Annotated in this window: 15 protein-coding genes; 8 read left to right on the forward strand and 7 right to left on the reverse strand. The window is 44.8% G+C overall.

Annotated features, from left to right (window positions below; all coding sequences use genetic code 11):
* Positions 1-52 precede the first annotated feature (52 nt).
* Both NSS66_RS01905 and NSS66_RS01910 read left to right on the forward strand, forming a co-directional pair.
* Entirely contained in the window at positions 53-3748 is a 3696-nt protein-coding gene (locus NSS66_RS01905) for a non-ribosomal peptide synthetase family protein (RefSeq protein ID WP_071558901.1), read from the forward strand.
* Between the two features lie 118 nt (positions 3749-3866).
* Entirely contained in the window at positions 3867-4865 is a 999-nt protein-coding gene (locus tag NSS66_RS01910; RefSeq protein ID WP_068940615.1) for a polysaccharide deacetylase family protein, read from the forward strand.
* Positions 4866-4955: 90 nt separating this feature from the next.
* Here the strand turns inward: NSS66_RS01910 and NSS66_RS01915 are convergent, their stop codons facing one another.
* Both NSS66_RS01915 and NSS66_RS01920 read right to left on the reverse strand, forming a co-directional pair.
* A complete protein-coding gene (locus NSS66_RS01915) occupies positions 4956-5576 on the reverse strand; it encodes a TraX family protein (protein ID WP_339201865.1) in 621 nt (206 codons plus the stop codon).
* A 22-nt stretch (positions 5577-5598) separates the two neighbouring features.
* Positions 5599-6309 (reverse strand): CBS domain-containing protein, encoded by a 711-nt coding sequence (locus NSS66_RS01920; RefSeq protein ID WP_034095015.1) that lies wholly within the window; start codon positions 6307-6309, stop codon positions 5599-5601.
* 185 nt (positions 6310-6494) lie between these two features.
* On the opposite strand from NSS66_RS01920, the gene fsa reads away from it, so the two are divergent.
* From fsa to NSS66_RS01935, 3 genes are all read left to right on the forward strand, one after another.
* On the forward strand, positions 6495-7142 hold the full coding sequence (fsa, locus tag NSS66_RS01925; RefSeq protein WP_013309811.1) for a fructose-6-phosphate aldolase: 648 nt from the start codon (positions 6495-6497) through the stop codon (positions 7140-7142).
* Between the two features lie 200 nt (positions 7143-7342).
* Positions 7343-7798: a MarR family winged helix-turn-helix transcriptional regulator gene (locus NSS66_RS01930; protein WP_023988117.1), complete on the forward strand. Its 456-nt coding sequence runs from the start codon at positions 7343-7345 to the stop codon at positions 7796-7798.
* A 1-nt stretch (position 7799) separates the two neighbouring features.
* Positions 7800-8999, forward strand: a complete 1200-nt coding sequence (locus NSS66_RS01935) for an MFS transporter (protein WP_071558903.1) — start codon at positions 7800-7802, stop codon at positions 8997-8999.
* A 91-nt stretch (positions 9000-9090) separates the two neighbouring features.
* On the opposite strand, the gene NSS66_RS01940 is transcribed toward NSS66_RS01935, so the two are convergent.
* Both NSS66_RS01940 and NSS66_RS01945 read right to left on the reverse strand, forming a co-directional pair.
* Complete coding sequence (locus tag NSS66_RS01940; RefSeq protein WP_076294893.1) at positions 9091-10401, reverse strand: MFS transporter; 1311 nt, start codon at positions 10399-10401, stop codon at positions 9091-9093.
* 90 nt (positions 10402-10491) lie between these two features.
* Entirely contained in the window at positions 10492-12210 is a 1719-nt protein-coding gene (locus NSS66_RS01945; protein WP_340958365.1) for a methyl-accepting chemotaxis protein, read from the reverse strand.
* Positions 12211-12480: 270 nt separating this feature from the next.
* Between NSS66_RS01945 and NSS66_RS01950 the strand changes: the two genes are divergently transcribed.
* A complete protein-coding gene (locus NSS66_RS01950; RefSeq protein ID WP_340958366.1) occupies positions 12481-13440 on the forward strand; it encodes a serine hydrolase domain-containing protein in 960 nt (319 codons plus the stop codon).
* Between the two features lie 137 nt (positions 13441-13577).
* Here the strand turns inward: NSS66_RS01950 and yicI are convergent, their stop codons facing one another.
* Positions 13578-15902 (reverse strand): alpha-xylosidase, encoded by a 2325-nt coding sequence (yicI, locus tag NSS66_RS01955; protein ID WP_316243557.1) that lies wholly within the window; start codon positions 15900-15902, stop codon positions 13578-13580.
* Between the two features lie 181 nt (positions 15903-16083).
* Between yicI and NSS66_RS01960 the strand changes: the two genes are divergently transcribed.
* Positions 16084-17004 (forward strand): AraC family transcriptional regulator, encoded by a 921-nt coding sequence (locus tag NSS66_RS01960; RefSeq protein ID WP_340958368.1) that lies wholly within the window; start codon positions 16084-16086, stop codon positions 17002-17004.
* Positions 17005-17019: 15 nt separating this feature from the next.
* Here the strand turns inward: NSS66_RS01960 and brnQ are convergent, their stop codons facing one another.
* Complete coding sequence (brnQ, locus tag NSS66_RS01965; protein WP_076294896.1) at positions 17020-18378, reverse strand: branched-chain amino acid transport system II carrier protein; 1359 nt, start codon at positions 18376-18378, stop codon at positions 17020-17022.
* An 873-nt stretch (positions 18379-19251) separates the two neighbouring features.
* Here brnQ and NSS66_RS01970 point away from each other — a divergent pair.
* Positions 19252-20526 (forward strand): oligosaccharide MFS transporter, encoded by a 1275-nt coding sequence (locus tag NSS66_RS01970; protein WP_034095014.1) that lies wholly within the window; start codon positions 19252-19254, stop codon positions 20524-20526.
* Between the two features lie 96 nt (positions 20527-20622).
* Here NSS66_RS01970 and NSS66_RS01975 read toward each other — a convergent pair whose 3' ends face one another.
* Complete coding sequence (locus tag NSS66_RS01975; RefSeq protein ID WP_340958370.1) at positions 20623-22326, reverse strand: methyl-accepting chemotaxis protein; 1704 nt, start codon at positions 22324-22326, stop codon at positions 20623-20625.
* Positions 22327-22334: the final 8 nt, after the last annotated feature.

Consider the following 22334-nt stretch of genomic DNA (forward strand, 5'->3'; position numbering starts at 1 on the left):
TACTGAGTTTATCATTTATATTAAGACATCATACATTCAGGAGGTTAGCGTAATGGCTTCATTACTACAAAACAGCACACAGACAATCCCATCCCCATTCCTAGTTCCCTTGGATTGTGCACGTATACAACGCAAGCATACATCCTCTACTTATCAAGTAGAGTTAGAAGCGTCCATCTCGGAACAATTAAATCAGCAAAAAACTGCGGAAGACAAGCAAGCGTTGCTCTTATCAGCATATACTGCATGGGTATATCGCCTATCCGCAGAAGAAGAAGTTTCTTTTTCTACATTTGTGCCACAAACCGGTCTGCTTACAGCTTCGCTGACAGTCGAAAAGGAAACGACTTTTCACGAACTAGCAGACTTATTTCAGGACATGCTCCGTGAGCCTAATGCATACCTTGCGGAACCACAAGCCGATACTTCATTTTCGGCAAATCTGCCTACGGACAGCGGTGTAGAATCCCGTATTATGGACTGGGCTGTTAGTGAACACAATGGCGCTTATCAAATACAGATACGTTATGATCAATCACTCTTGCTGGAAACAACGGTTGTCCGATACGCAGAATACTTTGAAACCCTTTTGCGTGGCGCGCTAACCAACAGCCATGCACTTGTGAATTCCATTGATATATTATCGGATGCGGATCGAGCTGCTCACGAAGCTTTAAATAATACAGTTGTGAAATATCCTGAGCACCAAACTATTCATGGAATGTTTGAGGAGGCGGCTTCACAATACCCTGATCGTCCGGCTATTGCTTCACACACTGGAGAGTACACGTACCGTGAGTTGAACGAACGTGCTAACCAAGTCGCACGTGTCTTGTTATCCAAAGGTCTTACCAAAGGTGAATTCGTGACTATCTTCATGGAACGGAGCTTAGAGACCGTCATTTCACTGCTTGGTATCCTGAAAGCCGGAGGCGTATATGTACCTGTTGATCCCGCCCACCCTGCTGACCGGAGTAGCTACATTGTCGAAGACACGCGTTCTCCTTTTGTCTTAACAACTTCCGCACTCATGGAACAAGCGACTGAACTGTGCGGTTCCATTGAGACGGTAAAAGAAATTTTAGCGATTAACGGGCCACTGGCAGGCTATGCTGCAAGCAATCCGAACGTTAATGTAAGTCCGGATGATCTAGCTTATGTCATCTATACATCCGGCTCTACAGGCAAACCGAAAGGTGCCCTGATCGCTCACCGCGGTGTCGTTAACCTAGGAGCTGTCGTGCAACGCGATTGCGACATTACACCTCAGGATGTATTGACCCAATTTGCGACCTACAGCTTCGATGCATCCGTTTGGGATACAATTGGAGCCTTGTTTTACGGTGCAAAATTGTACTTGCTGTCTTCCGAAGAACGTGTATCTGTTGAAGAATTCGCTGAAGCCATTGCACGTACAGGCACGACGATTATTACCATTTTGCCGACCGTATTCTTTAATCAGCTATCTACGTACTTGTCAGACGAAGGCTATCGCAAACTCGCTAAGGTACGGATTGTTACCGTGGCAGGAGAAGCGCTGTACGGCTCACAAGTTCGAGCGTTCCAAAGCAAATTCGGTACAGATACCGACATCGTAAACGTATATGGACCGACAGAATGCACCGTAGCAACGACGACCCATCGGGTCCGTGGTGCCGTGCCTGAGCATGTCGTCAATATTCCGATCGGCAAGCCTATTTACAATTACAAAGTGTATATCGTTAACGATGATAACAAGCTTTGCCCTGTCAATATTCCGGGTGAAGTATGCATTGCTACTCCTGCATTGGCCCATGGCTATCTCCATCAGCCAGAACGTACAGCCCAATCATTCGTGGACAATCCTTTTGTTCCGGGTGAAAAAATGTACCGCTCGGGTGATATCGCCAAGCTGCTGCCAGATGGTACGATTGAATACGTAAGCCGCAAGGATTCACAACTCAAAATTCGGGGGAATCGGATTGAAATTGGAGAAATTGAAGACCATTTTTCCAAACATCCAGGTGTTCAGGACGTCGCTGTAGTAGCCGTCAAAGATCACACAGATCAGAACATGTTAGTTGGCTATTTTACCACTTCGGATGGACAATCCATTCCACAAGACGTTATTCAGTCTTATATTGGGGGCAAGCTGCCTTCTTATTTTGTACCAAGCCATGTCGTTCATCTGGAAGCCATGCCAATTTCACCAACTGGCAAGATCGATCGCAAAAAGTTGGCCCTGCGACCACTTCCGGAAGCGTCTGATCTTTCATTTGGCGGGGAACCTCTCCGAGAAGGAACCGAAACACTTATTGCCGAAGCATGGACTCAAGTGCTTGGTAAAAATAACATTGGCGCTACCGATGATTTCTTCCTGATTGGGGGCGATTCGCTTCGTGTCATTCATGTGCTGGCTATTCTAAAGCCGCGCTATGGCGCGCTGCGCATCGGAGATTTTTTCCGCTACAAAACCGTTCGCGAGCTTGCTGAATATGTGGAACAATTAGGTACGGAACAAACGCCGCAACGCAAGCCACTTGCGATTTCTCAAGAAAAAATGGACTTGAATGAGCATCCTATTGAGTTGTCTGGTGCTTCTGACTTAGCTGAAGTCCGCGACTTGCGCGTGATTTTGTTGACCGGTGCTACAGGCTATCTGGGCTCGCACATTCTGTATGACCTGCTTCAACGGACAGAAGCCAAAGTATACGCGATGGTACGCCCTTCTCAGGACGGTCCATCCGGTATCGAGCGTATTCAGTCCGTATTGATGGGATATTTTGGACAAGATATCTCCAGCTTGATCGAAGGACGGGTAAAAGCTGTCTATGGGGATCTGGAGCAAGCTGATCTTGGTCTCTCTTCCGTCGACCGCCATATGCTGGAGCACCAAATCGACGGCATCATTCACAGCGCCGCTGATGTTCGCCATTTTGGTGATTCGGCAGCCTTCGATCGCACGAATGTGACCGGAACACTGGAACTGCTGAAAATCGCTCAAGCCAAGCCGGGAGTATCGTTCCATCATGTCTCCACTATGGGGATACCGGAGGATCTTGCAAACGAAGGAAAATGGGAGTCGGCATTGGAGCTTTCTGCCTTCCCAGACGAATTGAACGTGGACAACCTGTACACGAACAGTAAACTCGCAGCAGAGAAGCTATTGTTCCAAGCAGCTCAAGCGGGTACGCCTGTCTCGATCTATCGCGCGGGTAATTTGACAGCCCATTCGGCCAACGGACGCTTCCAGCGAAATATCGACAGCAATGCTTATTATCGCATGATGAAGGCGATGCTGCTGCTGGGCAAAGCGCCACAAGCTGATTGGCATACGGACTTCACACCGATTGATTACGCCAGCCGTGCTATCGTAGAGCTGTCCGTTCATCAAAAAAGCGCAAACCGCATTTTCCATATCTGCAATCCGAACCCATTGCCATATGATGAACTGATCGCTATGGTAAACCAACTCGGTTACGCAGTAGAAACCCTGCCTTTTGACGATTACAGCGCTTGGCTGCTGAATCCGTCTTCCGGCATTCAGGAGGATGCACTTCACCTTGCTATGGGACAACTGGAAGGTGACGGAGCTAAGGATTCAGCTTACCGTTACGGATGCTCTGTAACCGCAGCTCTGCTGGAACAAGCTGGCGTTCAATGCCCGGCAACCGACCTTAACTTTATTCGGAACATGATCCAGCATGCCGTCGAGATCGGTTACTTCCCGACCTCTTCATCGGTATCTGTAAAAGCAACACAGAGGTAACAAAGTTGTGATATTTCCCCCGAATGTTTTCGGTATGATAGACTAGATTTTGCTAGTTTCATATTTAGTATAAACCTCTATACTTTCAGAATTTTTTGCATGCGGGGGATGTCATTCAATGAAACACACTTTTTTTAAAAGAACGTTGCTAATCATAAGTTTGTTGGCTATTTTAGGGATTTTGGTGTATGAAGCACGTAGCATATACCACACACCTACAGTTAAAGGGACTCATCGTACACGTACAGCTCATGCAGATCGACTGGTACGCCATTTATTCTCACTGACGCCTACACCAGATAAAGTATATTACCAAAACAAAGTCATTGTCCTGATGTATCATGAGGTGACCAAGACTCCACCTGATCCCGGCGCTCTCAAGCTTAGTAATTTAACGAGGCAGTTGGACGAAATGAAAGCTAACGGCTTCCACTGGATCACGATGAAAGAGTATACCGACTTTATTTTACATAAAGCCAAGGTTCCTGATAATGCGGTACTCATGACATTCGACGATGGCTATGAGTCCTTTTATACGGACACTTTTCCCGTGTTGAAAAAGTATCAGGTTCCGGCAACCAATTTTCTCATTACGTCCACGATCAGCAATCCCAAACACATTGGTATTCCAAAGCTGACATGGGATCAAATTCATCAGATGCATGCCGAAGGCATTGATTTTTACAATCATACCAATGACCAGCATGCTTACGGGTACTCCAACACAGCACGCACCAAACAAAAGCCGCTTCTGATGGGGCCTGTGTATTCGAAAAAGCTGGGGCGAATGGAAACCGAGGATGAGTTCAAACAGCGGGTTTATACCGATTTGGGCATGGCTGACAAGAAGCTGTTCAAGCATCTACACAATGATCAGAATGTACTTGCTTTCCCATATGGTGGGTATACCAAGGAAACGCTGGAAATTTGCCGTTCCTTGGGAATTGATGTTACGTTCACGGTGAAACGTGGGATTAACTCGCCAGGGCAAACGAACGGCTATCGCGTCAATGCAGGTGGAATACACAATATTCCGGAAGTATTGGTGCAATACATGAAGGAAGGTGCTCCCCTTCGCCCACTTCCTTTTGCCCAAGGTCCTAACAAGGTATCCTAAACGTTAGCTAGCTTATTCAAGGATAAAAAAGAACCTTTAAAACCATTTATGTCGTGGTTTTAAAGGTTCTTTTGTTGTATGAGATGTAGATTAGGGCCAGATGCGAATTGTCGCGATAACAGCCAGATGTACCGGGTAAAAGCTACGCCACAACCAGCGCGGTACCCGACTATAAAATCCGCTTTCTCCAGTTGCAAAACATACGATCAGTATGCTGGACAGCAGACTAAAGTGTTGGAGATTTGCGTGGTGCACCATATCATACACTACGTTCAAAGCAAAATGGGCTGCAATCATCATATATGAGCGAGTGTATCGATAAATGAGAACCAGCAGTAGACCATAGGCCCCGTAATCCATCTGGCTGAACTCCATGACCAGAGCTGTAAGGACGTACAGACCCGTTACAGCCGCCCAATGCTTCAAGCGGGATGCAGCAGCCAGCGCGAGCAACGAGGCCAGTAGCGTCCAGATTACATTCGGTCTGTATACATCAAACGCCAGCATATAGGGCACCTGAGAAATCAGAGCCAGCCCGAGTAGACGGAGCATATAACTCCGCATATCTCGGGTACGGGTATACCCCATATACAGCGCGTAGGCATAGATTGGAAAAGCAAGTCTGCCGGCAATTCTCCAAGCCGGATCCGTCGGAAAAAACACAAGTCCGACATGGTCAATCAGCATCGTCAGCATGGCCAACCAATACATACAAGGCCCCCTTATTCATCTTTTACGTTTTTTCTTCTGTCAAGCTCAGAATGGCGTTCATGATGTCCGTTTTCGTAACCCGCCCTACCAACCCTTGAATTGGAGTTGAGGAGCTACATTGCTCGTCCAAAACTGGAAGACAATTGACCTGATGCCGAATCAGTCTTGATATCGCTTCCAGTAAAGAGTCTTCTGGAGCAAGCGTCGTCATTTGGGCCCGGCGCGTCATTGCCATGGTCACCGGGACGGTGTGAAGATCGGTATGCCCCAGCATGACCTTCAGCAAATCCTTGCGCGTAACAATTCCAATGAGCTCCTGCTCCTCCCCTGTGACCATCAGCGTGCCTGTATTTTGCTGAAACAGCATCAGCACCGCATCATAGGCGGTAGCGTCACCGGAAATCAAAATCGGATCACTAAGTATATCCGCCACAGTCAGCTTTTTGAGCATGTTGCCGATATGACTATCATATTTGGGGTAACGTCCTGGCAAGTAGCCTACCTTCGGCTTGGCATCCACCAGCCCGAGCATAACGAGCAGAGCAAGATCAGAACGGAGAGTCGGACGCGTCAGTCCCAGTGTTTCAGCAATTTTATCCCCTGTTACAGGTGCCAGACGCTGGACAATATCAACAATTTCCCGCTGTCTTTCAGACAGTTGAATAATGATTACCTCCTTATGAAGTGGGGTAGTATATATTATAAATGAGCATAGATCGGTAAATTTCAGCATCTTCCGACAATTCATCAAATTTTAATCATAGACAGCTTGTTTTCAAATTTAAAATGTGTCACAATTAAGGATGTAATACATACTAATTATAAGTTTAACGTGTGCAATATGCTACATTTAAATGAACTATTGTACATCGCATGTGATATGTATTATGTATTATATAAACCTGAGGAGGAAATCAAATGAAATTTTTCTTGGATACTGGTAACATTGAAGAAATCAAACGTATTGAACGTTTGGGTCTGGTTGATGGTGTAACAACGAACCCTTCACTGATCGCTAAAGAAGGTCGAGTGTTCAAGGAAGTCATTCAGGAGATTTGCAGTATCGTTGAAGGTCCCGTAAGTGCTGAGGTTATTGGTCTGAAGGCTGAAGATATGCTAAAAGAAGCTTATGATATCGCCAAGTGGGCACCGAACGTGGTTATCAAGCTTCCTATGACCGAAGACGGCTTGTACGCTTGTAACGAGCTGACCAAAAACGGAATCAAAACGAATGTAACACTGATTTTCTCCGCGGCTCAAGGTTTGATGGCAGCCAAAGCTGGCGCTACTTTTATCAGCCCGTTCGTAGGACGTCTGGATGATATCGCTGTTGATGGTATGAAGCTGATTCGTGAACTGAGACAAATTTTGGACATTCATGGTCTGAAATCCGAAATCATCGCCGCATCCATCCGTAATATTAAGCATGTAGAAGATGCTGCTCTGTCTGGTGCACATATTGCCACCATTCCAGGTTCCTTGCTCCCTTCTCTGTGGAAACACCCGCTGACAGACAGTGGTATCGAACGCTTCCTGAAGGACTGGGAAACTGTACCTAAAGCTTAATTCGCCAGTCATGGCAAACGATATTATATCAACCTAAACAGCCCGTATTTTATGGGCTGTTTTTTGTTTTGTTTTGTGATGGCAGAATTAAAAACGCCGAACAACTTTTTTTGACAAAATAACTTGTTGTTCATATAATTGTTATAACAACTAATTGATTTCAAAGTAATTTATGTACGGGAAACAGAAAGGAGTACCTTATGAATAACTTGCCTCCCGATTGTTCCATTGGGATGTTGCTCGGGATTACTCACCGCAAAATGAGTCAGCAGCTCTTGCAGCGTCTCAAGCCTTATGATATTTCCCCAGAGCAATGGTCGGTTCTGTACCAAATCTATCAGGCTGAGGGTTTAAATCAGAAAGAAATTGCAGCTAAGGCCGTGAAGGACCAGCCGACCACGACTCGAATTATTGATTTATTAGACAAGAAGGGCTGGGTACGGCGTGTGAATAGCCCTCAGGATCGTCGAGCCTATTTACTTCATTTGACTGAAGCAGGCCGACAGCTTGTAAAAGAGATTCTTCCTATTGAATATGATGCCAATCACGATTTTGTAAGAAGAATTTCCTCAGCCGATCTGGAGCAATTCCGCCAGACTCTTTTACAAATTCACGCCAACATGACCGAATCAGAAAAACAAGGAGATAACGATTAATATGCAACAAGGCAAGCAACCTCTTTGGACCAAGGAATTTATTGTTCTTACGGTTTCCAATTTATTTTTGTTTTTGGAATTACAGATGATTCTATCCTCTATTCCTTCTTATGTGAAAAATACATTCCACGCTAGTTCCGTTCAGGTTAGTCTCGTTACCACTTTATTTGCTTTAAGTGCGATTGCGGCACGGCTCTTTTCCGCCCGTATGCTGGAAAAAGGGCATCGCAGCACTCTGATCTTCGTGGGGCTGCTGTTTGCATTGGCAGGAACGCTGGGGTACAGTGTTTCGCCGACGATTACAGTGCTTCTGCTCATGCGGATGTTATTCGGGATCGGCTTCGGTATGAGCAGTACGGCCTTTCCAACGATGGCCTCTGACGTCATCCCGTCCAAGCGCCTTGGTGAAGGAATGGGGTATTTTAGTTTATCCACCAGTCTAGCGATGTCGATTGGGCCGACCATTGGCATCTCAATGCTGCAATACGGGAGCTTTAACCTGCTCGCCTATACGACAGCAGCTGTCATTATTGTTATATTCCCTTTGGCTCACTGGCTCATTCGTACATTACCTAAGGGGCACATCGAACCCCCTATGATTCCTTTGGAAGAGGGGCGAAAACCGGCATTTAACCGTAAACTGTGGATTCCCGCCTTACTGAACATGCTGATGTCTATCACATATGGTGGGCTACTCAGCTTTATGGCGCTTTACGGAAATGAAGCAAATCTGGCGCACCCGGCCTATTTTTTCCTGTTTAATGCGGTTTCCGTGCTGATTGTGCGTCCCTTCTCGGGCCGTATTTATGACAAAAAAGGAGCAAAAGCACTGCTCATCCCCGGCTCCCTCTTTTTAATTGGCGGTCTGCTCCTGCTTTCCTACGCGCACAGTGATGATTTCATGTATGTGTCGGCTCTTTGCTACGGTATCGGATTTGGTGTGATGCAGCCAACCCTGCAGACCTGGATGATTCAGATTGTATCTCCTAAACAAAGAGGCATGGCAAATGGTATGTTTCTCAATTCCCTCGATTTCGGGGTTGCAGCCGGTGCGCTTATACTTGGCATTATTGCCAAAGCAAGTGATTATGCGTGGATGTACCGCCTTTCCTCGCTGTTTATTGTACTGTTTTTGCTGATCTATGTTATACAAATCATCGCAAGCCGTAAGCCTAAATCGCATGTTTCTCTCAATGGGTAAAGCTATTGTTTTCAAATACATTTAGTTTATAACTGCTTATAATCAAAAGCACCCGTTGCCATAGTTTCATGGACAACGGGTGCCTTTTCATTTATTTCGCAGGAGTTTTGTGTCTTAGCTTGGGAGAAAGAGGCTTTTCTCGGGACAAGCCTGTCAGCTCCTCCTTTACATTTTTACGGTCAGTGGATGTGTCATCCGCTGGCTCATCCTGCTTGGGTCTGACCGCAAACAGCATCAGTAGAGCTGCAATGCCCCCCACAGCGGCCATCACGCCAAAAAGCAGCCCATGTCCACTGCTGCCCAGCAGCAAGGAAACAACCGGAGGACCTAGCGACACCCCGACAAAGCGCATGCTGCTATACAATGAAGTAATGGTTCCGCGCTCCTCTTTTTCAATTCCCTTCGTAATCAGGGTGTCCAAACAAGGCAGTGCGAGCCCAATTCCGCCGCCCCCTAACGTAAACAGTCCAATCACCGCATAAATATGTTGAAAAAATCCGAGAATGGCAAAGCTGATCGTCAATATGGTCAAACCGCTGAAACCGATCCATTTCATGCGCTTTTTGTGCTTGCCGATAATCTTGCCTCCTACATAAGAGCACAGACAGAGGGAAATAAGCGGAATGGCCAGCACAAAACCTTTCCAGACTCCACGGAGGTTGTAACGACTTTCTAGTATGTCGGATAAATAGAACAAGACGCCAAAAATGACAAACATACAAATACCGCCCATAGCGAAAATAGCATAGAGCCAGCGTCCTTTTTCAGCAAGCACCCGCTTCACATTTCCCACAAACTCTCGAAAAATAATCGGTTGGTTCTTACGTTTGGGCACATGGATCAGCCAAAGCACCAAAATGAGCGAAATCAGACAGAGACCTGGAATTACTGCCAATGGCAAAAACCATAGAACTGCTCCCAACGCGGCACCGAGGATCGGACTTAACACTTTACCGAATGTGTTGTAGGTCTCGACTACGCCCAGGTTCTTGCTGGCCTCATCCTCGTTCTCGTACAGATCACCTACAAGCGGAATGACTATAGGAAAAGCCCCTGCCGCTCCCGCACCCTGAAGTAGACGGCCTCCAATAATGGTCCAGTATGCTGCCGAATCGTGAAGCAGCCATGCTCCCGCCGCAGAAATCCCCCCTCCAATCACAGTCAGAATCAGACAGGGAACAATCACCGCCTTACGGCCAAATCGGTCGGAGAGATAGCCCGCAATCGGTATCAGTAAAATGGCCACTACCGCATATACTGTAATCAACATGCTAATCCGAAAAGAGCTTACATGTAGCTTACGTCCGATTTCCGGTAAAACAGGAATCAGCATGGAATTACCCAGCGTCATCATCAGCGGGATGGAACCTAACGCAAGCAGATTCCCTTTATTTTGTTGCATCCCGTTACCACCTTTGCAAAAGTAATAACACAGCTGTTCTGATTCGTTCAACAGATGTTATTGTGTTTACATTGGTGGGGATTTATGCGGTTACACTTTAAATCCACCGACCCTTGCATTCAGCAGTTGCGACATATCCGCCAGTGTATGAATAGATGATGCAATTTCCTCCATGGAAGCCAGCTGCTCTTCAGCTGCCGCACTGACGCTCTGGGTTCCCCCTGCCGACTGCTCTGCTACTTCACGTATGCGTTCCACCGCTTCCACCATTCGCTCGGAACCGCCGGACATCTGTTCTACAGACCGATTTACACTGTGAATCTGTTCGCTGACCAGTTGAATGGAACTTCCAATCTGACGAAATGCGGTTTCTGCGGATTGCATAACCTTTACGCCAGACTGCACTTCAACCGTCCCTGTCTGCATACTGGAAGCCACATTTTCAACATGCTCCTGAATATTTTGCACAAATTGTGTGATTTCTGCTGCTGAAACCGATACCTGCTCGGCCAATCTTCTTACCTCAGAGGCTACAACTGCAAATCCTTTGCCCTGCTCTCCGGCTCTTGCCGCTTCAATCGACGCGTTGAGCGCCAGCATTCCTGTCTGTTTGGCTATCCCAGTAATAACAGCTCCGATCATGCCAATCTGTTCGGCCTGTTCACTAAGTGAACGTACAGCACGTGCAGAGCTGTCTACACTTTCGCTTACCTTCTCCATCTGAAGCATAGCCTGACCTATAGATTGTTCTCCTGCTTCTGCATCTTTAGCGGCTGTATCAGACAACTCATACACCTGCTGGCTCGTAGCTGCAATATGCTCCAGTTCGTGGGCTAGCTCTTTTACGGTATCTGTAGTTTGTGTAATATCATCGACCTGATGCTCCATACCAGCCGCTAGCTCTTCCATTACACTGGAAGTATGACGATTGGCCTGATTCATTTCCTCTGTACTTACGCTAACCCGCTCTGCGGTTACGGTTAATGTACGCGCCGTATCCTGAGCATCCACTATAATACTGCGGAACCCCTCAATAAGCTTGTTGTAGGAGCTTGCAATCATACCGATTTCGTCTTTGGACGTAATATCCAGTCGGCTACGCAAATCTCCCCCACCTTCAGACATTTCCAACAGCTGCTCATTCATATGGTGTAATGGACGAATTGAACGAATCAAAACGATGGATTGAACAATACTGTAAATGATAACTAGAAGTCCTACAATACTCGTAATCAAGGATGTATTCGTCATCGTTTGGTGCGCTTGCTGTACTTTCACCGTTACCATATCTTCTTGAGCTTTGACAAAGGCTACTACCTTGGTATCAAGTTGCTTACGCAACACCCGTTCGTTTTCAAAATCATCGAGCAAATCAGAAAATGGCGGGAAAGCATCGTCTCTTGTACTCTGATACCCCGCTGTAGTCAGTAAACGATGAACTTGATTCATGTAAGTATTAATCCCCGTCTTGAGATCAGTCATTTTTTTCTTAGAATCCTCATTACCTGTATTAAGCAGAGCTTCTGTCTCCTGTAGCAACTTTGCAACTTCACTTTGCTTGTTTCCGATCTCTCGCCCGTACTGTTCATCACGAGTTAGCAAATATGCCCGCTCATCATTAGATATGCCGTTTAACAAAAATTGAAGAGACTTCGAGTTATACGCAATAGCCTCTTCACGATTCATAATATCCTTGTACTCATTCTCACTATGTACGCTTAAAATGTAATTGGTCAGCAGCATAGCTGCAATCACACTCGGAATCAGTATCGCGCTAAGAATCATTTTGGCCTTAATTGTTAAATTCATGAATCGGTCCCCCAGTTATTTCTGAATAAAATGTCCAACTTACTATATATCGTTTTATTCGATTGTTTTTTTGAATGAAACAGAAAAAGTGTATAGATTTTTAAATATACTTGTGTCTATTCAGTGAACATATATATCTTTTTTAATATCAAAGAACAAAAAAATTCAAAATTAGTAAATGAACTGTTTTCAGTTTGTACTCTTCGAATTTCGGACTATTAAAATGATATACTATGTATTGCTATGCCATAAGCCTCAAGGAGGATCTGCATGAAAAGTCTGGAACTAAAACCGCTTATTCACGTGCTTAACGAATTGGAAACCCGCAGCTGCCTTATTGAGCAGCAGGGTAACATGATCATGAATTACTATCGTGAACCTCAAATTGCTAATGAACTCTATAAAATAAATTCCTGTACCAAAAGCGTGATTTCCGCATTAGTTAGTATCGCTATGGACCAGCAACGGGGACCGAAACCGGAGACGCCGATCCTCGAATTCTTTCCCCAGTTGGCCACAGATAGTGATTCTCGTAAGCGTGATATTACGATTGAACATCTGCTGACGATGTCCGCAGGCTTTAACTGGACGGAATTTGGCGGACAAAATTCTTTTCCTACCATGAGCAAAACGTCAGACTGGGTGCAATTTGTGCTTTCACAGCCATTATCGGATGTGCCAGGTACGCGAATGGAATACAGTTCTGGCTGTTCTCAACTTTTGGCCACCATACTACGTAATGTTTCTGGACAAACAGTTGCTGAATTTGCCGAGCAGCAATTATTCCAACCGCTCAGTATCGAAAGCTATCATTGGGAAACCGATCCTCAGGGTACTCATACGGGTGGATTCGGACTGCATCTCAGGCCGATGGACATGCTCAAATTCGGGCGGCTTTATCTGAACCAAGGAGGCTGGGAAGGACGGCAGATCATCCAAACAGAGACAGTCCGATATTCAACCCGTCCGTTTCTTCCTGCTGCCAAACCACAAAAGGCATTTTACGGCTGGCACTGGTGGACTTCTTCCTTTTCAGATGAAACAGAGATAGGAACTGAAACAGACTACTTTTACGCTCTCGGCTTTGGTGGGCAATATATTGTTGTCGTCCCGTCGTATGACATGGTTGTTGTCGTTACCGCTGATAGATTTAAAAAGAAAAGGACTCCTGTAGATATTTTCCGGCAGTATATTGTACCGCTGCTACTCCAGCAGAATAAATGGGAATAAATACCAAAGCTAAAAGTTGCAACTGGTCTCTATCAAAAATCTGCATCAAAAAAGGCTTGCCTATTGGATCAGGCAAGCCCTTTTTTGCATATAATCGCTACATTATGACATACTTCATCCACTTTCTAGCGCCTTACCTAGCCCAAGTGAATAGTAAGCTCTTGCTGTCCGCTGGAAGCTGGTGTAATGGTTACACCCTGTTCTCCCGACTGGCTACTGCCTTCCTCCACTTGAACAGCCTCGTGGATACCGCGCAGGACTATCGACCATGGTTTAACAGCACCTTCTGCCTTCACCGTAATGACAGAATTCTTGCGGCTAGCAGTAACCGTTAGCTCTTCTTCACCTGACGTATTCACGATAATCGTTCGAGCCTGTTGCCCCTCACCAAGTTCAAACAAATGAAGCGCCACTTGATCAGCATAATCATAATCCGGACGACTGTTCTCATGACCGATTGCCAAAAGTGTGTTCGGCTTCACGAGCACAGGCAAAGTTGTAAAATCATGATGCTCGTTAACCCAACGACCACCTAACACGCTCTCATTCGTAAGTAAATTTGTCCACTTACCCTCTGGTACATAATACTGCACATTGCCTTCTTTATTAAAGATCGGGGCTACCAAAATGGAATCCCCCAGCATGTATTGCAGATCCAGCGTTGCACAGGTTGGGTCCTGCGGGAATTCCAATACCATAGCCCGCATCATCGGCAGTCCCTTTTCTGAGGATTCCACAGCAGAAGGATACAGGTATGGCATTAGCGAGCATTTGAGTTTTGTAAAACTGCGCACCACGTCGACTGATTCTTCATCAAACAGCCAGGGCACGCGATAGGATTCGTTTCCGTGCAGACGGCTATGAGAGGACAGAAGCCCGAATTGTACCCACCGTTTGTACACGTCCGGCGCAGCCGTTAACTCAAAGCCGCTAATATCATGGCTCCAGAAGCCGAAGCCGCTCAAACCAAGCGACAAACCGCCTCGCAAGGATTCCGCCATCGACTCATACGTCGACGAGCAGTCTCCGCCCCAGTGAACCGGGAACTGTTGCCCCCCGGCTGTAGCGGAACGCGCAAATAACGCGGCTTCATTTTTACCCAGCTTTTCCTCCAGCACATCAAATACAGCCTTGTTGTACAAATGCGTATAATAATTATGCATCTTCATTGGATCAGAGCCGTCATGATATACCACATGGGTAGGGATGCGCTCGCCAAAATCAGTTTTAAAGCAATCCACCCCCTGATCTACCAACACCTTGAGCTTATCCTGGTACCAGGCGACTGCAGCCGGATTCGTGAAGTCAACCAGCCCCATCCCCGCCTGCCACATATCCCATTGCCACACGCTGCCATCGGCGGTTTTGACCAGATAACCATTCTCCATACCTTCATCGAACAAAATGGATTTTTCCGCAATATACGGATTGATCCATGCACAAATTTTGAGACCCTTTGCCTTCAATCTCTGCAGCATGCCTTCCGGGTCCGGGAACATGTCTTGATCCCACTGGAAATCGCACCATTGGTATTCCTTCATCCAGAAGCAGTCAAAATGGAATACCGAGAGTGGCAGATCCCGCTCAGCCATCCCGTCGACAAAATGGTTCACTGTCGCTTCATCATAATCTGTTGTGAACGAAGTGGTCAGCCACAAACCAAAGGTCCAGGCTGGTGGTAATGCAGGCTTACCCGTCAGCTTGGTGTAATTGTCCAGTACTTCTTTAGGGTTAGCTCCACCAATAATAAAATACTCTAACGATTCGCCGGAGACGCTAAACTGAACCTTTGATACATTTTCCGATGCAATCTCATAGGATACCTTTTCTGGATGGTTGACGAACACACCATACCCTTTATTAGATAGATAGAATGGAATGTTTTTATATGCCTGCTCACTGCTAGTCCCGCCATCTTCATTCCAGATATCAACTACCTGGCCATTTTTTACGAATGGAGTGAAACGCTCTCCAAGTCCGTATACGTACTCACCGATGCCCAGCTCCAGCTGTTCCCGGAAAAAAGGCTGATCCTGCGGGTCTGTAATATAGCCTGGTCCCCGATGTCCGCTGCCTGTGACTTTGCGATCCTCGACATAAAAGCCTACATCCCAGCTCTTCCCACGGCCGACTCGCACACTCAGATCGCCGCTTTTCAGTACCGCTACGTCCTCATCCACCGTAATGTCTACCTCTGTTGGCAAGGTGTGAATTTCAAAATTCGGTCCCTGATGCACCCGTCCCTTATGGTGGTTCAGACGCACCTGAATGACATTCGGCATAGGCGAGCTGTAGGTCGCTTTCAGCAACGCTCCGTTCAGCGTATCTCCTTTATGCTCGATCCGGTGGGTGGCTGCATATACCGTCATGGAAGCATCGTCCGTCACAATATCACGGATTTCAGCAGGATTTTGTATTTCATAGCCCTTGCGAACCATCCAATAGCCATCAGTAAATTTCATCTGTTTCTTCCTCCGCTTCAATCTTTATTTTCTTAATCCCAAATCGCTTGTTGGATTTTTTCGAAATCCTTACTATAATAATATTGATTTATGTAAGGGTTTACTTCTTTTATTTTGACGTATTGTATCAATATTTTGATGTTTTATATATAAATCAGTTTGCGGAAAAGGAGTCATAGAAATGCAAAGAGAAATGTTGCGGGAAAATCGAATTCACGGCAATCCCATGTATCCGGTCAGCGTATATCCGAGCGTAGAGCAGCTAAATGGAAATAGTGTACTGGAGTCCCATTGGCATGAGGAGATGGAGTTTATCGTAGTGGAACAGGGGAGCGCCATATTTCAGACGGATATGGTCTATACGGAGGTGAACGAAGGTGAAGCTCTTTTTGTCAACAGCGGCGAGCTTCACGCAGGTTATTTACAAAAAAGCGCTCGTTGCGTATTTTCTGCGGTGGTGTTTCACCCCGACATGCTGCACAGCCGCACGCAGGATACGGTGCAAACGCAGTTTATTGACCCATTTATCAGTAAAAAGCTTGTCCCTCCCCCTCACATTCGTGGCGTGCAGCCCTGGGAGCAAGAGGTGCTGGCTGCATTGCGACACATTATCACCAGCCATGAGCAGAATGCGCCTGCCCGTGAACTGGCGACCAAGGCGCAGCTCTATAGCATGATCGCCTGTCTGTACCCACACATGACCCCCGCTAACGGAGAGAATGTGATTATGGCAGGGCAACGCAATAAAGTTGAACGGATCAAAAAAGCGCTGGTGTATATTAACAGTCATGCTCATGAGCCTATACGTTTACGGGAGATCGCAGATGAGATTGGAATGAGTGAGGGGCATTTTTGCCGTTTTTTTAAGCAGATGGTTCAGAAAAGCCCGGTAGAATATATTAACTATCATCGGATTCAAAAGGCTTGCAGGTTACTGGAGCAAAGTGATCGCAAAGTGGTTGATATTGCGCTGGATGTTGGTTTTGACAATCTAAGCTATTTTATTGCGACCTTTAAAAAATGGAACGGCCTGACCCCTTCGCAGTACCGTAAGCAGCACGAAGCAGATCAGGCGCTTGCTGTCCCTTATATAACAGACTAATATGCATAGGATAAATCATTTATTTTTTTTGGGCTTCATAAGTACTAAAATTATTTTTCTTCCTCTTAACTTAGTAAATATGTAGCCAGCTACGCCTCCTAAAACAGAGGGAATTAACCACCCTAACCCTACATTATATAATGGAAGAAGATGAGTGAAAAAATCATTAATTACATTAATTTTTATTCCAGCAGCATTCAAGCCATCAAATAAACTAATGATAAAAGTTAATATCAAACTGCCTTGATATACTTCTGACCTTCCTTTAAATACGGGATGTAAAAAAGTTAAAAATATCAGAGAAATAGCAATAGGATATATTGCCATTAATACTGGCGTTGAAACCTTAATGAGCTGAGTTAAACCTATGTTAGCTACAAGGGTACTAAATATAGATAACATGAGAGCAACTATTTTATAAGAGACTTTTGGAAATAATCCATGAAAAAAGGAAGAGCAGGAAGTGATAAGCCCCACACTTGTCGTTAAACACGCTACTGTAATCATTAAGCCTAATAGAATAGAACCATAAGATCCAAAATAATAGGAGGAAACCTTAGCTAACACCTCAGCCCCATTTCCTAAAACACCCAATTTTTCAACGCTAGAAGCTCCCATGTATGAAAGAGACGTATAGATAAAAGCTAAGAGTATAACCGCAATTGCTATCGCTTTGGCACAAATGATCATCAACTCTTTTTTGGAAGTAACTCCTCTATCCTTAATTGCATTCACAATGATAATTCCAAAAATAAAGGCTACAAGAGCGTCCAATGTTAAATAACCCTCTTGAAAGCCTTTGAAAAAGACATTCGATGTATAACCCTCCGCAGGTTCTTGGAACTTTCCTATTGGGTGAATAATAGCTACAATCACAAGTAATCCAATGAATGTCAATTTAATGGGTGTTAAAAACTTTCCGATTACATCAATAATTTTTGTAGGATTAAGTGATAACAAACATGCAACTGCAAAAAAAAGGATAGTAAATACAAAAAGTGCGACAGGATGATCTGCATTGTTTGAAAAAAAAGGTTTTACTCCAATTTCAAATGACACACTACCGGTTCTAGGAATTGCATATAAAGGCCCGATGGCTAGATAAAGAATAGTTGTAAAGACAATGCCGAATACAGGATGTACACGACTCGCTAAAGTTTGCAAATTGCTTTTGCCCGAAAAAACAAAGGCTGTGACGGCTAGTAATGGTAAGCCAACTCCAGTAACCAAGAAACCTGCATTGGCTATCCATACATTCTTTCCAGCCATTTGCCCAAGCATAGGTGGAAAGATTAGATTCCCTGCACCAAAAAATAAGGCAAATAGCATTGATCCTATAATGATAATAAAGGACGAAGAAACACTTTTCGACATAATAAATCCTCCAACTACGAATTCACAACATTTTGTTTTTATTCGTTTTCTCTTTAATTTGTATAATACATGTTAATAGGGACGTAGCCCATGTTGCATCCAAAGAACGGTATCTGATTGCCTAGAGTATGTAATCTGGTGCTTTTCACAAATAATGCTCAGTTCGATCTAAATGCCATCACCAATCAGGGACAGCCATCCGCTCCCCCCTTCTGACTAGTGTAGGGTGATAACCTGTGCCTTTAGGGTGAGTGGGTTTCGTCTTAACTCGTCGTTACACAATACTCTATATACGATCACTGTTTCAAGTAACTTTGTACTTGCAAAATGAATCACTTCATCCCCTTGCTTTTACAATTATGATGCTACCCTATGTTTCTCCTCCTACTTAGTGAGCTTAATGAACTATAAGGGAATTTTACACTTAGGACTTATTTCTTACAAGACGTAGATGTAGTTACACACACCTGGTAGGTCTCGTAAAAGTTTTTAATTAGTTCAAACACCCATGTAACAGCATATTCTCATGTTACCGTCATATCGCTTACATCAAGAGCTGCCTGGTTGCTTTTGGATAAAGAAAGTGAGTTAACTCTCAAGCGTTCGCTATGTTAGATTTCTTTAAAATCATACGCATTCTTCATCTCTGTTCGAAAGAGTAATACATAATCTGTTTTGTATATTTTACCATATTTAATCCATATCAGGATCGGCTGTTTTATTCGAATTATCAACTGATTGTAATAAGTACAGGAAATCTTGGGAAAATGCCCTATGGAAGCATCTGAATAATCCTTACAATTAATAGTACAGACAATGCATATTGACGTTGTATACAATTTGAGCCGCTACAATTTAAAGGGGTGCTTAAACATGATGAATTTGGCAAAACGCAACTATTGGTCTTTGAGTATTTTTAACTTCGCTTATCTGTTTACATGGTCTGCCGCCATGTCTTTTTTTGTCATTTGGCTGGGACAAAGCCTGGGAATTTCACAAACCTACACGGGATTTCTATACGCGGCTAATTCAATCGTCGCCTTGATCATGCAGCCCCTGTTCGGTTACTTATCTGACAAGCTGGGCTTGAGAAAACATCTGCTGTACATACTCTTTACAATCCTTTTGCTCGTCGGACCCTTTTTTATCTATGTGTACGGTCCATTGCTTCAAACGCAGTTCGTCATTGGTGCCATTGTTGGTGCGCTATTTATCGGCCTGGTGTTTAATGCAGGTAACGGTGTCGTCGATTCGTATATGGACAAAGTTTCGCGTAAATATGGCTTTGAATACGGACGGGTTCGTATGTGGGGTTCGCTCGGATGGGCGGCGGCTACTTTTGTTGCTGGACGGGTCATCAATATCAATGTAAATCTGACCTTCTGGATCGCCTCGGTATCTGCCATTGTTGCCATGATCTGCATCTTCCTGACCAAAGTCGAAATTTCCGGACAGGAGCAGCAGAAAACAGAATCGTTGAAGCTAATTGATGTACTGCATCTCGTACGTACCAAAAAGTTCTGGTTTCTTATGCTATTCATGGTTGGCGTGACCCAAATTTATGAGGTATATGACCAACAGTTTGCCACATACTTCGTATCGCAGTTCAGTTCCAAAGCGGAAGGAAATCAATTCCTTGGCGATTTGAGCGCTGTGCAAGTTTTCCTGGAATTTGTGTTCCTTTTCGTTACCCCTTGGTTTGTAAACAAAACGACCGCCAAATGGGCATTAATTATTGCCGGGTCGATTATGTCTTTGCGTATTATCGGCTCTTCGTTGCCATTCGGTTCCATATGGGTCGCTGCAATGAAGATGATTCACTCCCTGGAGAAACCGCTTATTCTGGTAGCCATCTTCAAATATATTACCGTTAACTTTGACCAGCGCCTGTCCTCCACCATGTACCTGCTGTATTTGTTTATGGGCTCCCTGGTGGTTTCCATTTTCTCGCCCATTGTGGGGCATATGTATGAAGTATTAAATTTCCCGATTACCTATGTAATTCTGGGTTCCATTGCAGGCCTGTTCACCATCATATCCTGCTTTACACTGACAGCAGACAAGAAGAATGGGGAACGGTATCTGGAGGAACGCCGTAAACAAGATTTGAAAAGAGCAAACAAAAAAGCTGAAGCAGTTCATTCGTAATCTAATGGTTTGAGCTTAACAGAACAGCGGCAGTCTAGGACTTGTTTTTCTCGTCCAAGGCTGCCGCTCTTAACTCCAGTTAATTTGAAGCTTATTTTAAATCTTGAATACCGACACCGTTTGATTCATCTCTTCCGCCCGCTTGGCAAGCATGTTAGCACCTGCAGACACTTCCTGCATGGAAGCGGTAGTTTCCTCGACCACGCTTGCGACTGTTTGAGTAGAATCGGCTGCACGTTCGGAGATTTCAGCAATTTTTCTCATAGATTCCACCATAGAAACGGTTCCTTCATTTACAGATCTTGCTTCTACAGCCGCAGTGTCCACCTCACCGCTCACTTCTTCAACGGCACCTACAATCTCAGAAAAGACGTTACCGACACCTTCGACAAGCATCATACCTTCATTTAGAGATTGAACACCTTCGTTCATTGAAAGCACGACTTCGTTTGTTCTTAAGGTAATTTCGTTGACCAGAGAAGAGATCTTGCCTGTTGCTTCACTTGCTTGTGCCGACAAATTGCGTACTTCAAAAGCAACAACCGCAAACCCTTTTCCCTGCTCTCCCGCTCTTGCAGCTTCTATACTCGCATTTAGTGAAAGCAAGTTGGTTCGGGCTGCTATATCACTGATCATAGCTGTGATCTGTTTAATCTCCGCCGACTTTTCGCCTAGAATATTTACCACTTCAGCGGATTGAGTTACCTTGGTATGCACATCTCTTATTTGGGAGACAGTCGAAGACATTCGGGTTTTCCCGTTGTTTGCTTTTTCTTGTGCTTGGGTTGTGAGATTAGCCACATGAACAAAGCGATTGGTTATGTTGTCTACACTTTTAGAAACGTCTACCGTGTAATTCAGCGTTTCAGCTATATCTGCAAGCTGTGTCTGAGATCCCTCTGCGACTTGAGTGGCACTTATAGCTATCTGCTCGGTAGCGATGCTTGTCTGTTCCGCACTGGCCGTTAACTGTTCTGCTGTAGAGGCAACCAGTAGAGAGTTATCCACGACTTCTTTTAAAAGGTTACGCAGTGAATCGCACATTTCATTAAAATCGGATGCCAGTTCCCCGACCTCATCTTTTGATCGGATACTAAGGGGTTCCACTTGCAGGTCCCCCCTCGTTACCAGCTTTATCTGTTCCGCTATCTTTAATATGGGCTTAGTGAACGATTGAGCCAGTAAAAAAGAACCAATGATTCCAAGTATCGTACATATGATCGTCAGAGAAATCATTAAAATTCTACCTGAATGGTAAGATTGACTCGATTGATTAGCGGCATCAGTAGCGTACTGCTCATTAAGTAGCTTCAGTTTATTTACATCATCTAATGCTGCCTTATAAATAGAAGAATTTCCATGAATGATCATGTAGGCCATCACTTTGTCGTTTTCTTCCATGGCAGCGGAAACCACTTTGAGATGGCGAAGATACATTGCCCACTGACCATAAAAGTTGGTGAACAGTTCTTTTTCCTCTGCCGTAGAGGCTAAACTTTGATATTCATTTACACTCTTATCCATTGAAGCAGTAGCTTTGGTTAGTTCTTCTTGATAAGTGCTGCGAACAGCCGCATCCTCTTCAAGTATCAATCGAACGGTGAGTCTATCGATTTCTGTAATCTGCTTATCCATACCCTGAAGAAGAATAACCGCGGGTAAAGACCTGTTATTTACCTTGTCAGAAGCCTCTCCCATTTCCGACATCTTAATGACGCCTATAACACTTGAAAGGGAAAGTACGATAACCAGTATGAGCGCTGCACTAATTATTTTTTTCTTTAACGTTAATTTAAACATCTTTATCT

The organism is Paenibacillus sp. FSL R10-2748, assembly GCF_038005565.1.
Taxonomy (GTDB): domain Bacteria; phylum Bacillota; class Bacilli; order Paenibacillales; family Paenibacillaceae; genus Paenibacillus; species Paenibacillus polymyxa_B.